General features: G+C 56.1%; 15 protein-coding genes. 10 read left to right on the top strand and 5 right to left on the bottom strand.

Annotated elements, in window-relative coordinates:
• Positions 1-115 precede the first annotated feature (115 nt).
• Together FIV00_RS21570 and FIV00_RS21565 are read right to left on the bottom strand one after the other, a co-directional pair.
• Positions 116-1,519, bottom strand: coding sequence for a M20 family metallopeptidase (locus tag FIV00_RS21570; RefSeq protein ID WP_152502691.1), 1,404 nt, complete (start codon positions 1,517-1,519; stop codon positions 116-118).
• A gap of 29 nt (positions 1,520-1,548) precedes the next feature.
• Positions 1,549-2,508 (bottom strand): succinylglutamate desuccinylase/aspartoacylase family protein, encoded by a 960-nt coding sequence (locus tag FIV00_RS21565; RefSeq protein ID WP_209006655.1) that lies wholly within the window; start codon positions 2,506-2,508, stop codon positions 1,549-1,551.
• 47 nt (positions 2,509-2,555) lie between these two features.
• Between FIV00_RS21565 and FIV00_RS21560 the strand changes: the two genes are divergently transcribed.
• Entirely contained in the window at positions 2,556-4,094 is a 1,539-nt protein-coding gene (locus FIV00_RS21560; protein WP_209006654.1) for a M81 family metallopeptidase, read from the top strand.
• On the opposite strand, the gene FIV00_RS21555 is transcribed toward FIV00_RS21560, so the two are convergent.
• Positions 4,091-5,002: a LysR family transcriptional regulator gene (locus tag FIV00_RS21555; RefSeq protein WP_209006653.1), complete on the bottom strand. Its 912-nt coding sequence runs from the start codon at positions 5,000-5,002 to the stop codon at positions 4,091-4,093. The genes FIV00_RS21560 and FIV00_RS21555 overlap by 4 nt on opposite strands.
• Before the next feature lie 171 nt (positions 5,003-5,173).
• Here FIV00_RS21555 and FIV00_RS21550 point away from each other — a divergent pair, with 171 nt between their 5' ends.
• From FIV00_RS21550 to FIV00_RS21520, 7 genes are all read left to right on the top strand, one after another.
• Positions 5,174-6,757 carry an ABC transporter substrate-binding protein gene (locus FIV00_RS21550; protein WP_152502689.1) on the top strand — a complete coding sequence of 528 codons (1,584 nt, stop codon included), beginning with the start codon at positions 5,174-5,176 and terminating at the stop codon, positions 6,755-6,757.
• Between the two features lie 60 nt (positions 6,758-6,817).
• The gene (locus FIV00_RS21545) at positions 6,818-7,795 is read left to right on the top strand and encodes an ABC transporter permease (protein WP_152502688.1); all 978 of its coding nucleotides are present in this window, start codon (positions 6,818-6,820) and stop codon (positions 7,793-7,795) included.
• Positions 7,792-8,709, top strand: coding sequence for an ABC transporter permease (locus FIV00_RS21540; RefSeq protein ID WP_152502687.1), 918 nt, complete (start codon positions 7,792-7,794; stop codon positions 8,707-8,709). Before FIV00_RS21545 ends, FIV00_RS21540 begins: the two co-directional genes overlap by 4 nt.
• Positions 8,706-9,680: an ABC transporter ATP-binding protein gene (locus tag FIV00_RS21535; RefSeq protein WP_152502686.1), complete on the top strand. Its 975-nt coding sequence runs from the start codon at positions 8,706-8,708 to the stop codon at positions 9,678-9,680. Before FIV00_RS21540 ends, FIV00_RS21535 begins: the two co-directional genes overlap by 4 nt.
• A complete protein-coding gene (locus tag FIV00_RS21530; protein WP_152502685.1) occupies positions 9,677-10,675 on the top strand; it encodes an ABC transporter ATP-binding protein in 999 nt (332 codons plus the stop codon). The genes FIV00_RS21535 and FIV00_RS21530 overlap by 4 nt, the downstream gene beginning before the upstream one ends.
• Before the next feature lie 171 nt (positions 10,676-10,846).
• Entirely contained in the window at positions 10,847-12,271 is a 1,425-nt protein-coding gene (locus tag FIV00_RS21525; RefSeq protein ID WP_152502684.1) for a M20 family metallopeptidase, read from the top strand.
• A 214-nt stretch (positions 12,272-12,485) separates the two neighbouring features.
• Entirely contained in the window at positions 12,486-12,875 is a 390-nt protein-coding gene (locus tag FIV00_RS21520) for a VOC family protein (RefSeq protein ID WP_152502683.1), read from the top strand.
• Between the two features lie 99 nt (positions 12,876-12,974).
• Here FIV00_RS21520 and FIV00_RS21515 read toward each other — a convergent pair whose 3' ends face one another.
• The gene (locus tag FIV00_RS21515) at positions 12,975-13,346 is read right to left on the bottom strand and encodes a glyoxalase/bleomycin resistance/extradiol dioxygenase family protein (RefSeq protein ID WP_209006652.1); all 372 of its coding nucleotides are present in this window, start codon (positions 13,344-13,346) and stop codon (positions 12,975-12,977) included.
• 484 nt (positions 13,347-13,830) lie between these two features.
• Between FIV00_RS21515 and FIV00_RS21510 the strand changes: the two genes are divergently transcribed.
• Both FIV00_RS21510 and FIV00_RS21505 read left to right on the top strand, forming a co-directional pair.
• Positions 13,831-14,229, top strand: a complete 399-nt coding sequence (locus tag FIV00_RS21510) for a hypothetical protein (protein WP_152502681.1) — start codon at positions 13,831-13,833, stop codon at positions 14,227-14,229.
• A complete protein-coding gene (locus FIV00_RS21505; protein WP_152502680.1) occupies positions 14,229-14,423 on the top strand; it encodes a helix-turn-helix transcriptional regulator in 195 nt (64 codons plus the stop codon). The genes FIV00_RS21510 and FIV00_RS21505 overlap by 1 nt, the downstream gene beginning before the upstream one ends.
• A gap of 30 nt (positions 14,424-14,453) precedes the next feature.
• Here FIV00_RS21505 and FIV00_RS21500 read toward each other — a convergent pair whose 3' ends face one another.
• Complete coding sequence (locus FIV00_RS21500; protein WP_152502679.1) at positions 14,454-15,431, bottom strand: DMT family transporter; 978 nt, start codon at positions 15,429-15,431, stop codon at positions 14,454-14,456.
• Between the last annotated feature and the right edge of the window lie 42 nt (positions 15,432-15,473).

The following is a 15,473-nucleotide window of genomic DNA, read 5'->3' as shown; positions in this document are numbered from 1 at the left end:
GTTGCAATTTTTGGGGGTGGCGATTCGGCGCGCGAAAGTGAGGGCCTAAATTGCCCTCATTTTCGAGATCCAAGTCTTGAAGTGCGCGCGCTGAAGGATCCCTTTATGTGTGGCCTCAGCCTTCGGGAAATCCGTCGCCGAGATCCCAGAACAGCCCTGTCATCATCTGCAGGCCTTCTTTCATCAAATGCGGCAGCACATGCTCATCGGGGGCATGTTGGGAGCAGCCTGTGTAGCTGTGCGGAACCCAGATCGTGGGCATGCCGATGATGTTGAGGAAAATATCGTTCGGCAGGGAGCCGCCCGCGTTTGGGATGACTGTAACCGGTTTTTCTGTTGTCTGTTCAATTGAAGTGACGGCCCAAGCCACTGCCGGGTGCTCAGGATCCAGTCGAGATGCGCGCAGCATCGACATGCGGGCCGGTTCAACGGTGATCCCGTCAAATCCTTGCGCTTTCAGATGCTCGCGGATCAGTGGAAGGAAAGTATCGGGATCTGTATCGACCACGAAGCGTATCTGACAGATGGCTTCCGCGAAGGGTGGCACGGCATTCTGAGTTTTCACAGGATCGCCGGTGATGAAGGACAACACCTCAAAGGTGTTCCAACCGAACACCTTTTCCGCTCCGCTCAGCCCGGATTCACCCCACCAGGGATCGATTTCAGGATCGTCGGGTCCGGAAGTAACCGTCACATTGGCCAAAGCAGCGCGGACTGATGGCTTGATTTCATCCGGCTTCAAACCGGGATGAAGGATTTCACCTGTTCGGCTCACAAGAGAGGTGAGAGCATGCATGAGCACGATTGCGGGATTGGCAAGCAAACCACCCCAATTGCCGGAGTGGTGTCCGCCGTCGCGATACTCCAGTCTGAAGCGAAGGTTCAGACCTCCCCGGGTGCCGAGCTTGATGTCCGGTCCGTCCGTTGAAAAACGAGGGCCATCGGAGGCGATCAGCAGATCGGCTGCCAGCAGGTCGCGGTTTTCTCGACAGAACTCTTCAAGGCCCGGAGACCCCATTTCCTCCGCCGTCTCGATCAGAAAGGTGACGTTGTATCCAAGTTTGCCACGTGTTTCGAGAACGTGGCGCATGGCTTCCATGTTGATGGCATGTTGGGACTTGTTGTCCGCTGTTCCACGACCGAACCACCGTTCACCGGATGGCGTTTGGGCGACCGTCAGGGCCCAGGGGTCACGCCCTTCGCTCCAGCATCCGTCTTCACCGGGCACTGTGTCACCATGTCCGTAGCAAAACAGTGTGGGCAGGGCAGGGTCCTCAATGCGTTTTGCCACCAAAAACGGCGCGCGCTCAAGCATTTCATTGGGATAAATCTCGACCGAAAATCCCATCGCCTCAAAGCGGGCCCGCATCAGGTCATCCAAATATCGTGTCAGCTCCTTTTGGTGCTCGAGTTCCCTGCTCGATGTTCGCACCGCCACCCTTTCGGCCAGTTCGGCCAGAAATTCACCTGTGTCGAAATAGTTGGATACAGCCTTGATCGCCGCCTCGCGCGTCGCCATTTGCGACCTCCCTCAGTTAAAAAATCTTGTCAGGTATCACGCCTTGCCAGTCTTACTGCCGTCTGTCCGCGCCAGAGGCGCTTGGAAGGCATCACGAGCATGAGATCGTCTTCAGGCGTTCGAACGGGAGTTGTCCCATCATATCCGATCAATGTTCCTTTCTGCGCGATAACTTCTCCCCCTGAAAACGGTTTTGAAAAGACGAATCCTTCGTTTTGAATGGTGATTGCCTCAACAACGGTGAATGCGGATTGCGCGACACTCGGTTTGGAAAATGCCGCTAAAGCTTCCTTGCCAAGTGTCCGTGTGGCAACCAGAAAACGGATAGCAGCCTCCTTTGCAAGATCCTCTGCCGAAGCCTGCCAATGCTGACCGCATTCGATCAAAAGCGCTGTATTTCCCGCATCAGGATCGTCGAAGGCTCCATAGTCACGCATGCGACGACCTTCGGCATGGCCTGCATCACCAACGACCCGTTCCGGCACGCCAACGCTCCTTGCGAGCGTCTTTGCGCGTTTCTGGCGACCCGACATCATCAACGGGGGCGCAAGATGCTGCATACTGTGAATGTCGAGGAGGTAATCGATGTCAGTCAGCGCCGGTCGAACCTCCCGCGCTCTGCGCAATTCGACACTTTCTCGGTCTCCTTCAAGTACCGCGACATCCCAGACCCGGTTGAAGTCCTCGTCAATCCACCTTGTTGCATTCGGGTCTGCCGGGTTGAAGGCCTCATAGGCAGCAATGTTCATGAAGGCCAAGGTCAGGCTGCCAGCCGCCGGCCTCACGTCTCTTTTCAGTAACCAGTCGAGCGCAATCGCTCCGCAAGGCTCGTTGCCATGAACGATTGCGCTGATCATCACATTTGCCCCGGCCTTGCCGCTGTCAAACCGCCAGATGTAGGGGATACCTGAATTTCCGGACTTGTATGGCGAAAGATCGGGAGCCTTGAGTTCAACTGGGTATTCGTTCGGAATGTTGATTTCGGCCACGGGAACGTGCTCCTTTTTCATTAAGACAGGCGTGAGGAGAGACACTGGTGCACACACCCAAGGTTGCTTTGCTGGGCATGATTTTGGAATCGAACCGCTTCGCGCGTCCGGCAAGGGAAGAAGACTTTCGTTCGCTGACATGGATGGCTGGCGAAGAACTGCTTGAAGAAGCCCGCTCGGAAACTCCTGCGCTTGCTGCCGAGTTCGCCGCATTTGTCCGCGCCATGGATGCGACGGGTCCCTGGCAACCGGTGCCCTGTACGCTTGCAGCCAGTCACCCGGCGGGGCCCGTTGAACGGGAGGTGTTTGAAAAAATATCCGACAGTGTAATCGCTCAATTGACCGAAGCGGGGCCAGTCGATGCGGTCTACATTTGCAATCACGGCGCTATGGTCGCCGAACATCTTCACGACCCCGATGGAGAGCTGATGGAGCGTGTCCGGTCGCGTGTCGGTCAAGAGCCGATCATTGTCAGTACGCTCGATCTTCACGCAAACATTTCGCCGAAGATGGCAGACGCTTGCGACCTGATCGTTGGCTACCGGACAAATCCTCATGTCGATATGATTGAACGAGGAGAAGAAGCAGCCTTTTCGTTGCGGCGTTGCCTGGCAAGCGGAAGAAGGCCGAAGACAGCGCTTCAAAAACCACCGATCGTTCCGACCTCCGTGACCCTCTTGAGTGCCGAGGCTCCTTACGGTGAGTTGATCAATTTCGGACAGCAAAGACAGGCAGAGCTGGGCAGTGCGATTATCAATGTCTCGGTGTTCGGCAATTTTGTATTCTCCGACACGCCGGACAACGGCTTGAGCGTGGTCGTGACAGCGCGAGAGGATCAGAAGCTCGCAGATGATCTGGCTCTGGAAATTGCGCAACGCGCCTGGAACCAACGAGAAAGCTTCTCGCGCGTTCTGACTTCGGTGCAACAGGCTGCTGCGATTGCGCTCAGTCCCGGAAAATTGCCGGTGATCTTTTCGGACGCCGGCGACAACCCAGGGGGCGGTGGATCGGGGCGCACGACAGAGCTTCTTGAAGCGCTCAAGGAAAGCGGCGCCGATCGCGTTCTTTATGGTTCGTTTTTCGACCCTGACCTTGCCCATGAAGCTCATGCGGTTGGCGTTGGTGCCAGTTTTACCGCGAGGTTCAACCGCAGCGCGGGTGCTGAGGTCTGGGAGAAATGGGACAGGCCGTTCGATGCTTCGGCCAAGGTGCTTGCCTTGCATGACGGCAATGTTGTGGGGGAACGCGGCATGACAAAGGGCCGCCGGCTTCATCTCGGTCCTTGCGCAGCTCTCGATCTCGGCGGGATCCGCGTTGTTGTCATTTCCGATCGTACACAGACGGCGGACCCGGTGTTTTTCCATATGCTTGGGTTGGACGTCGGCAGCGCCAAGTGCGTGGTGGTCAAGTCCCGAGGACATTTCCGTGCCGGATTTGCGAAATGGTTCGCACCCGATCAGGTTTTCGAAATCGACACCGCTGGCCTGACCAGCCCGGTGCTTGAGCGCTGGCCCTTTGAGTTTCTTCCACGTCCGAGTTTCCCATTGGACCCGGACACAAATTGGGAGAGCGCCGACCAAAGCTAAACGGTCTCCGAGTATTCGTCAGGCGGAGTGGTGACTTTGACATATTCCATAAATTGCTGGGCGAGCTCGGAGGGCTGTCGCCCGGTCGGCAAGACGAAGCTGGTGTTGTAGGTGATTGGCGCGTCGAACGGCCTGACCGTGATATCCGCCATCCCCCCGGCCAATACCGGAAAGGGATTGAGGAGCGTGACACCAAGGCCTTCCCGGACCAATTCAAGCGCTGCCATGTTTGTTGCAGTTTCAGCAACGGTGCGCGGGCGAACACCCGCCCGGGCAAAGACCTGTTCTGTGATTGCCCGCGTTCCGAGCCGCCTCAAGAACTCGATGAGTTCAACGTCTTCAAGGTCGGACGGGGTGATGATCTCTTTCTGTTCCAGAGGATGGCCGGTTGGCATGGCGCACACGACCTGCGACCGCCGCCAGGGCACAAGTGTCACACCGGAACGCTGGATCATGGCGCTGGTCAGGCCAAGGTCATACCGCAGGTCCAGGATGCCTGAGACAAGCACGTCCGTTGCTTGAATATCCAGTTGAAGGCTCTTGCCCGGGTTTTGCTTTAAAAAGGCTGCAACCTGCTTGATGACAAAATTATGCGCCAAGGTGGGCGGTACGATAAGGCGCAAAGGTTCTTCGTCCGCCGCTGCCCACTCCGCGCCTTCGATCAGAGCGAGCGTTTCAAAGAGCGGATCGAGTTGTTCATTCAGCCTGAGCGCAGCAGCCGTCGGTTCGATCTTGCCGGAGCTGCGTAAAAAGAGGCTGCGTCCAACGCGCTGTTCCAGTTGTCCCAATGCGCGGCTGATGGAGGACTGCGAGACCCCCAGTCTTCGTGCGGCCCCGATTGTTGTCCCAGTCGTCACAAGCGCTCTGAGCGCCTCCATTTCTCGCAGTCTGTGACGGTGTTCTGCCATGATTGTCGTGTTTCCAACGTGAGGAGGGTGGTTGGTTATGTTGAATTGGCCTATGCAAAAATGCATTAACTTTACTGTTGGCAATGAATTTTCTGCAAGCTAACATCCTTTTCATCGTGCGGCAAAAAGTCCGGAAAAGGACACCGCACCTTCCGAGGGAGTTACACAGTCATGATAAAACTTACAGCCGCGGCTGCGGCTACAGTAAGCGCTCTGGCGTTGTTTACCGGAGCGGCTTTCGCAGAGAAGCTCACCATTGGCCTAGCGTCCGAACCAACGTCTATGGATCCTCATTTTCACAACTTGGGACCGAACAACGCAATGTCGGTTCACCTGTTCGATCGCCTGATCGCACAGGACGAGAAGCAGCGCCTGTCGCCGGGCCTCGCTGTCTCCTGGAAGCCGATTGACGATCTGACCTGGGAATTCAAACTGCGCGAAGGCGTCAAATTCCATGACGGCAGTGACTTCAATGCTGACGATGTCATTTGCACCATGGAACGAGCACCAGAGGTGCCGAATTCGCCGTCCGGTTATGGAACGTACTTGAAAGGCAAGACCTTCAAGAAGATCGACGATTACACGGTACATGCCATCACTGAAGCGCCTTACCCGCTGATGGCAAACGATATTTCGACCATTCCGGTCATTTCCGACAGTGCCGGATGCGGGGCTGCAACGGAAGATTTTAATGCTGGCACCGCAGCTGTCGGAACCGGTCCTTTCAAGTTCTCGAATTATAAGCCCGGCGAAAGCATCACACTTGTTCGCAATGAGGACTATTGGGGCGATGCTCCAGTGTGGAGCGAAGTGGAATTCCGTCCGATCAAGTCCGGACCGAGCCGTGTCGCGGCGTTGTTGGCCGGCGATGTGGACATGATAGCGGGTGTTCCGACAACGGACATCAAAACGCTTGAGTCAAAAGACGACATTCAATTGAGTCAGGGCGTTTCAAACCGCGTCATCTACTTGCATATGGATCAGTTCCGCGAGGACTCTCCCTTCGTCAAGAACAATGATGGCGGCGCTATCAAGAACCCGCTCATGGATCAGCGCGTTCGACTGGCAATCTCGAAGGCAATCAACCGTGATGCCATCGTGGAACGCGTGATGGAAGGCGTGGCGCTGCCTGCCGGGCAGCTGCTGCCGGAAGGCTTTTTCGGCGTCTCGGACAAACTGCAACCTGTTGCATACGATCCTGAAGGGGCGAAGGCTTTGCTGGCGGAAGCCGGGTATGGTGACGGTTTCCAGATGACCATCCACGGCCCGAATGATCGCTACATCAACGATGCCAAGATCGCCGAGGCAATTGGCCAGATGCTGACAAGAATTGGCATCAAGACAGCGGTTGAGACAATGCCGCGTTCTGTCTATTTCGGGCGCGCTTCTCGCGGCAGCCCGGACGGACTGCCCGAGTTCAGCTTCATCCTCGTTGGATGGGGTGCTGGGTCGGGTGAAGCGTCTTCGCCGCTCAAGTCTCTCATCCACACCTATGACAAGGATAAGGGTTTCGGGTCTTCTAATCGTGGTCGGCACTCCAATGCGGAGATCGATGCGCTGATCGAGGAAGCTCTGAGCACCGTGGACGACGAGAAGCGTCAGGACCTGTTGGCCAAATCCACCGAAATGGCCATTGAGGATGTTGCGATCATCCCGACGCATTTCCAGGTCAATACCTGGGCGGCCAAGAAGGGCTTGAAGTACATTCCGCGGACCGACGAATACACCCTCGCAACGGGTGTCGTGAAGGAATAGTCGATCCTTCCGGGCCGCTACCTGTAGTGGCCCGGGCCTTCCTTAAGTCGGGAAATCCCCATGACTGTATTCGTCATCCGTCGGTTGATGCAGGCGTTCTTTGTCGTCTTTCTCATGTCCGTGATCGTCTTTTTCGGCGTGAATATCGTCGGCGACCCGGTCTATATGTTCGTCAGTCCTGATGCGGATCAGGCAGATATTGAAGCAGCTATCCGCCGACTGGGGCTCGATCGTCCGATTTGGGAGCAGTACTTCCTTTTTCTGAAAGGTGCAGCTCAGGGCAATCTCGGAGATTCCTTCGTCTTCGGTGAACCGGCTTTAAAACTGATCCTTCACCACATGCCGGCAACGCTGGAGCTGGCATTCAGCGCGCTGTTTCTATCGATCGTCCTCGGCATTCCGCTGGGTCTCTTCTCCGGACTTTATCCCGACAACCCGGTGTCAAAAGGCATCATGGCCGGGTCCATTCTCGGCTTCTCGTTACCGACCTTCTGGGTTGGCCTGATGCTGATACTTCTGTTTGCCGTCGAACTTGGGTGGCTGCCTTCAACGGGCCGCGGCGACACGGCATCGATTTTTGGAATTCAGACAAGTCTGGCCACTTGGGACGGGATCCGACACATCTTTCTGCCGGCCCTTAACTTGTCGCTCTTGAAGATTTCCCTGGCAATCCGGCTGACGCGGGCAGGGGTCCGCGAGGCGATGGGCCAGGACTACGTCAAATATGCCCGCGCCAAGGGCGTATCGACCAGTCGCATCATTTTCGTGCATGTGATGAAAAACATCATGATCCCGGTGGTGACCGTGATGGGGCTGGAATTCGGCAGTCTGATCGGGTTCTCGGTCGTGACGGAGACGATTTTCGCCTGGCCAGGCATGGGCAAGTTGCTGATCGACGCAATCCTGCAACTCGATCGCCCTGTGGTCGTGGCCTACCTGATGATCATGGTTCTGTTCTTTGTCCTGATCAATCTGGTCGTTGACATTCTCTATTCCATTCTGGACCCGAGGGTCCGCCTACAGGATCAGGGCGCATGACCGATACAACGATCCAGACTTCAGGGCAGGTAACGGCCAAGGTCGAAACGCCGTTTCAGCGGTTCAGGGCCGAGTTCTTCGAAAGCCGCATTGCGGCAACGGCGTTTGTTATCCTGATGGTAATTATTCTCCTGGCGGTGCTAGCACCTTGGATAACACCCCAAAACCCCTATGACCTGGGGCAGGTCGATGTCCTGGATGGACGACTACCGCCAGGTTCTGAAGCCTTTGCCGGTTACACCATGTGGCTTGGCTCGGATGGTGCTGGAAGAGATCTCTATTCGGCGATCCTGTATGGCCTGCGGATCTCAATTTCGGTCGGCTTGGCCTCAGGCGTGATTGCTCTTTTTATTGGTATGGCGGTTGGACTGATCGCTGCCTATTCCGGCGGCCGGATGGAAGCAATCATCATGAGAGTGGTGGACTTGCAACTGTCTTTCCCCGCCTCCCTGGTTGCTCTGATGCTGGTCGCCGCGCTCGGCAAAGGCGTCGACAAGATCATCCTCGCGCTCGTGGTTGCGCAATGGGCCTATTACGCGCGAACCGTCCGGGCGACGGCACTGGTGGAACGCGGCAAGGAATATGTTGAAGCGGCGCAATGCCTTGGCCTTTCCAGGATGCGCGTTGTCTTCAGGCACATTTTGCCCAATTGTCTTGCTCCGCTGATCGTGGTCGGCACGGTACAGACCGCACATGCCGTTTCTCTTGAGGCAACCCTCTCTTTTCTTGGTGTTGGACTGCCGCAAACCGAGCCATCGCTTGGCGTACTGATCGCCAACGGCTTTGAGTACATGTTGTCTGGCCGGTACTGGATTTCCGTTTTTCCCGGCATCGCGCTGCTCTTGACCGTTGCATCGATCAACCTCGTCGGCGACCAGCTGCGCGACGTTCTCAATCCGAGGATGAAGAAATGACGGCTGTCCTAGAAGTAAGCGGTCTGAAGACGCATTTCTTCACCCATGCCGGTGTCGTAAAGGCTGTCGATGGCGTCGATTTTTCGGTGCGAAAAGGCGAGGTCATGGGTCTCGTTGGTGAATCGGGCTCTGGCAAGTCGATTACGGGCTTTTCCATCATCGGCCTGATTGACCAGCCTGGCCGGATCGTTGACGGCGCCATCAGGTTCAACGGTGAGGATATCGCGGGCGCTCCCGAGGAGACGCTCAAATCCATACGCGGCAATCGGATTTCAATGATCTTTCAGGATCCCATGATGACGCTCAATCCGGTCTTGCGCATCGATACGCAAATGATGGAAGCGATCCTGGCACATGAAACCGTGCCCAAGAAGGAAGCATGGGAACGCTGCCGTGACGCGCTTGGACTGGTTGGTATTCCCTCGCCGGAAGAGCGTCTCCGGGCTTATCCGCACCAACTGTCAGGCGGCATGCGCCAGCGTGTGTCCATCGCCATTGCCTTCCTGAACAAACCGGATCTGATCATCGCGGATGAGCCGACAACAGCCCTCGACGTGACCATTCAGGCGCAGATCATTTACGAGGCGCAGAAACTGACGAAACAAACCGGGACGGCGATGATCTGGATCACGCACGATCTTGCGGTCGTTGCCGGGCTCGCCGACAGGATTTCTGTCATGTATGCCGGCAAGATTGTCGAGCAAGGAGAGACCGACGACATTATCGACAGGCCGCTTCACCCTTATACGGTCGGATTGCTCGGGTCCGTTCCGACGGCAAACAACCGAGGGGAGCGCCTGTTCCAGATCGAGGGCATGACACCGAACATGCTGGCGCTTCCTGAAGGATGCGCCTTTTCACCCCGTTGCGGCTTTGCCAGCGATGCGTGTCAGGTGCCGCCTCCAGTGGAGCAGGTGGCAAACCGCGAACTGCGCTGTTACCACCCTCAGTCACAGGTGGCCGCAGAATGACGACCCCGCTGGTAGAGATCAAAGACGTCTCCAAACGCTTCGCAAAACGGCTAGATGTTGCCGGAAAGATTGCCCGGAAACTCGGCGCAGATATCCATGAGGAAGTCGTTCACGCGGTGGACGAGGTCAATCTCGAGATCCATCAGGGTGAGGTACTTGGTCTGGTCGGGGAATCTGGCTGCGGTAAATCCACCCTTGGCCGTGTCGTGGCCGGTATCCACGCACCTAGTGCCGGACGGCTTCTCTTTCAGGGCTCTGATGTCGCGACCATGTCGAGCGCTGAGAAAAGAGCGGCAACCCTTGCCGTGCAGATGATCTTTCAGGACCCGTTTGCCAGCCTGAACCCGAGAATGCGGGTTGAGGATATCATTGGTGAGGCCCCAAGGGTCCATGGCATTGTCTCCCGCTCTGAAGCGTCTGACTATGTCGACGACATTATGCGGAAGGTGGGGCTCGATCCCTCCTTGAAGAAGCGCTACGCCCACCAGTTCTCCGGTGGTCAGAGACAGCGTATCGGTATTGCCAGAGCACTTGCCGTCAAGCCGAAATTTCTTGTCTGCGATGAGGCGATTGCCGCACTGGATGTTTCCATCCAGGCCCAGGTAATCAACCTCTTCATGGATCTGCGCGAAGAGTTCGGATTGACTTATCTGTTCATCAGCCATGACCTTAGTGTCGTTGAGCATATCGCTGACCGTGTTGCCATCATGTATCTCGGTCGGATTGTGGAAAGCGCTTCGACCGAAGACATATTCAGCGCACCCAAGCACCCATATACGCGCGCTCTGTTGGCAGAAGCGCCGCGTCTCGATCAGCGCAAACGCGACTTCGCTCCAATCGAAGGAGAAATTCCATCTCCGCTGGCGCCGCCGGACGGGTGTTACTTCAACCCGCGCTGTCCGCATGCAAAGGACCTCTGTCGCCAAGAGCAACCAGGCCTTGTGAGTTTCGGAAATGCGCGTTCGGTCGCCTGCCACTATTGGAAGGACACATGATCTCAGTCACCGGAAATCCTGGCCCTCTGTCCCGTAGCTGACTGGACGCGGGCGCGTGCCCATGTCCGCTCGGGCCGGCCAGCCTGGTGGACAACGACAGAACTAATCGAATGACTGCTGCTCCGCATCTTCGCGGTGACGCAGATCTATTGCCAATTCTTGGAGGAAAACATGAAAAACACTGATCGGGTCTGGGATCTGGTGGATAAACGCCGTGAGGACTATATCGGTCTGTCAGACCGCGTTTTTGACCTCCCGGAGATCGCATATACCGAATTCAAATCGGTGGCTGAACACAAGAAAATGCTTGAGCAGGAAGGTTTCCGGATCAACGAAGGTATTGCTGGAATACCGACCGCAATTGTCGGTGAGGCTGGCGACGAAGGACCGGTGATCGCAATTCTTGGAGAGTTTGATGCTCTTCCCGAGCTTGGACAGGTCGCAGGGGTTGCCGAGCACGAACCGGTGGAAACAGGCGGACCAGGTCATGGCTGTGGGCACAATCTTCTGGGATCGGCTGCACTTATGGCAGCCTCAGCCGTCAAGGACTACCTTGCAGAACGCGGTCTCAAGGGTCGCGTTCGGTATTATGGCTGTCCGGCCGAAGAGGGAGGTGCTGCCAAGACCTTCATGGTGCGCGAAGGCCTTTTCGACGACGTGGATGCGGCAATCTCCTGGCACCCGGCAACTTTCACGGCGGTTAACGAAGCACGCTCACTCGCCAACACCCGGATTGATTTTACCTTCCACGGACGCGCTGCGCATGCCGCCGGTGCGCCGGAGCTTGGCCGCAGCGCACTTGATGCGATCGAACTGATGAATGTCGGTGTCAACTACATGCGCGAGCATATGCCCGATGATGCCAGGGTGCACTACGCCTATCTGGACGCCGGAGGCATTGCACCAAATGTCGTGCAGTCCAAGGCAACCGTGCGCCAGCTTGTCCGGGCGCGCAATCTGAAGGAGTTGCGAGATCTGATCGAGCGTGTGCGCAAAATAGGCGAAGGTGCTGCGCTAATGACTGAAACACGGGTTGAAACCAGCGTGGTAAGCGGTGTCTCGAACCTCCTCGGCAATCGCCCGTTGGAAGAAACCATGCAACGCAATATGGAGCGGCTCGGTGCACCGGATTTCGACGACAGTGATCGCGAGTTCGCAGAAAAGATCCGCGAGACACTCAGCGAAGACAATATCACCGTCTCCTTCCGCCGGATTGGAGCGGACGTCGACCCGGACCTGGCACTTTGTGATTTTATCGCTCCGCTTGACCGGCAAAGCGAAGGCGGGGAGGGGTCGACCGATGTCGGCGATGTCAGCTGGGCGGTCCCGACCGTTCAGGCACGCGTGGCAACCTGCGCGGTTGGAACCCCGTTCCACACATGGCAACTGACTGCACAAGGCAAGGCACCGGCGGCACACAAGGGCATGACACAGGCGGCTAAGATCATGGCCGGCACAGCGGTTGATCTCTTTGAAGACACTAAAGTCCTCGAAAACGCGATCGAGGCTCACAAGAACACTCTGGAACGAGATCCCTACGCCTGCCCGATCCCGGACGATGTTTCGCCGCCACTGAAAGCCATGAGCAATCAGTAGTTTCCGGGCGAGATATGAGTGCGCCGTGCTGTGTCTTTGTGCTGCGAAGCGTCAAGCTTGGCCGGAAAGAACTGGCTCAATGCGGAATTTGTCGTCATCGCAAAACGACCAAAGCAAACTCTCCCTCGCTTTCCATTTGCATTAATTGGAGCGCGTCTGGGGAAGATAAGTGCTAGACCTTGAGCAAGGTGAAACCGGGATCTGGAGAAGCTCTGTGATAGACCACGTAACCTTTGGTGTGACTGACTTCGCCCGATCGGTGGAATTCTATGATCAGGCATTCGCATCACTTGGGGTGAAACGGTTGTTTGAAGTGCCGTTGGAACACACAGGCGGCGTGAAGGTCGCAGGTTACGGCGACGACAGGCCCTGGTTTTGGCTTGCGGAAGAAAATGCGACACGGGGAATGCTGCATATCGCATTGACGTCGAAAGACCGTGCAAGCGTTGATGCGTTTTACGCCGCAGCACTCCACGCTGGAGGCAGGGACAACGGTGCACCCGGCTTGAGGCCCCACTATCACAACGACTATTATGGAGCTTTCGTTCTCGATCCTGACGGGCACAACATCGAGGCCGTTTGCCATTCCCCTGAGGCGTCCTAGCTGCCTGGGCTGGTGAATTTCCAAATAGTGTTACAGTGATCAGCTCGGGCTCTGCTCGAAACAAGAAGACTGCGACCTCTTCCAGTCGGTTTAAGGCGGTCAGCCGTCAGAACCCATGTGCTGTCCAAATCGGATGTTGTACCCATTTAAATCGACGGCGTTGAACTCGCGCATTCCCCACGGATAGGTTTCCGGAGCGCGGGTGATGTTCACCCGACTGGTCGTTGCGCGGGCGTAAACAACATCCAGGTCATTCACGTCAAAATAGAGCCAGTTCGCACCCAGTTGAGGCTCACCTTGCCAGAAATGCACGCAAGCCTTGTCAAGCAGAACAGCGCCATGTGTTGGCGGCTCTCCCCAAACGAACCTGATGGTGAAGCCGAGATGGTCGACATACCAGTTGCAGGTGTCCAGAACATTGGGAACGGCAAGTGTCGGGTAAACGGCTGAGCATTGAAATGACTTTGACATAAGCGTCTTCACAAGCGGTGTTTTTGGCGTCTCCATCAAAATGGGCGTCAAGAGAGCGAGGCGACGTGACCCACCAGATTTCCATTCAAAGTATAACGCGTTTCAACAGCCCAGCCATATTCGGCCAGCGTTTTCTGCACGCTCTCCCGGCTCAAGAACTTTCTGGCCGAAGTCTTGTTGCACGTGACGAACATGACCCTTTGGTTTTGGATAGGGCTGTTGCCGAGCCAACTTCTCAGTTTATGAACGGACGAGACCTTGATGCGTTTCAGATTTGGAATGAGCATGTCCTGCCAAGCCCGTTGCTGATTGGGATCAAAGTGTAGGTCAGAACGGTGCCGCCTTAAAGTGGCAATGCTTCAAACGCATCGACAAATGTTGCTCGCCTGGGGCGTTGGTTCTATCGCAATGATGTAAAGTGACCTTTACATTACGTTGAATCATCGATATGTAAAGGAAGCTTTCCATTTTCGGAGAACTCAACATGACGACGGAACAGGCGACTTCCCGCTTCTTTAAGATCTTCATCCCGGCGATGATCGTCTACATTGTCGGAACAGCATCGATCCGATGGTACCCCGGTAGTGAAACGCTTCCTGCTTATTCGCTCTACGCACTGGCGCTCATCCCGATAGTGGCAATTTTCATTGCATTTTGGGCGCAATGGCGATTTGCGATGGAACTCGACGAATTTCTTCGCCTGATACAAATCAAGGGAACGCTCGTTGGAATAGCCTGCGTGATGATGATCGCATCGGGATGGGGACAGCTGGAAAGGTTGGCTGACGTACCGAGACTACCGGTGTTCTGGCTGTTGCCGATCTTCTGGGCGGTGCAGGGTTTGGCGACCACGCTGATATCGAAACGTGAAGGCGTGTTTTGATGAAGAACCGCTTGAAGGCCCTGCGGGCAGAACGGGGCTGGTCCCAGGCTGTCCTTGGGGACTACTTGAGTGTTTCCCGGCAAACCATCAACGCCATCGAGGCGGGACGCTACGATCCATCGCTGCCGTTGGCCTTCAAGATCGCTCAGCTGTTTGAAAAGAAGATTGAAGATATTTTTGAAGCAAGCGAATGACAGGCAGCTCAACTTTCAAGCCGATGATGTTCAGTCTTTACCTTCGTGCTGGCCAGGTGTTGCGCTTCGCCTGGAAGTTGAACTCAACAAGGCTCCGGCGATGGCAAACAGCGCTCCAACAATTGTGTTTGAGGTAACATTGCCAAGTCCGAACGCAGCCAGCAGCCCCATGGCGACAAGCGGGGTCAGAAAGGCGAAGCTGGAAATTGCCGCTGCAGAACCTGATCGCGTGGCTTTGTCCCACAACATATTTGCAACCGTGAACGGGCCGATGCCCATGAGAACGATCGCAAGCCATTCCGTGGCGGACGGCCAGTAGGCAGGTTCGATGGCAAAATGTGCGCTGAGTGCGGCGAGCCCGGCAAGTCCGAGCGATGGCCCGACGACATTCGTTTCGATCCTGGCCAGAGAGCGACCGACAGAATAGACCGCGAAGGTCAGAGCGCCAAAGACACCAAGCAGCACTCCAATGCCATCAAGGCTTCCTGCCATCTGAGGATAGAGGGCAACCGCAACCCCCACAAATCCGAAAGCAACGCCAAGCGCCTGAAGCAAAGACGGCAAGCGTTGCTGCAACATGGACGCGAGCAGCACGAGAAAGACCGGCCAGAGATAGTGGACGACATTGGCCTCAGCCGGCCCGATCCGTCCAATGGCGGCAATATAGAATGCGTTGTTGCCCATCAGCCCAAGGGCAACGAAAACCATCGTCTTGAACGGCAAGGACAGGAATGTGTGAGCTGCACCTTTTCGAGCTGCCAGCAAAAGGGAGAACAAAAATCCGATCAGTGCTGATGCACCCAAGGTCAGGAATGGCGGTGCAGGACCGACCGCCGTTGCAAGCGCCGGCCAACTCGCCCACAAAACAACAGCACCAGAGACAAGGCCCAGTGTTTTTGTCTGTGGACCACCGGAAGTGCCGGTCAGCTTCATTCCGACTAGCCGACCAATCCAGCGAAGGTGAATGTCAGCGGATTGTCTTGTGGGTGTAGCAAATGTCGCGGTCATTCTGCTCCAATCCTTACCTTCAACCGTTCGACTCACTCGACG

It is taken from the genome of Labrenzia sp. THAF82 (assembly GCF_009363435.1).
Lineage (GTDB): Bacteria > Pseudomonadota > Alphaproteobacteria > Rhizobiales > Stappiaceae > Roseibium > Roseibium porphyridii.
This window is presented reverse-complemented; position numbering and strand designations above follow the sequence as displayed.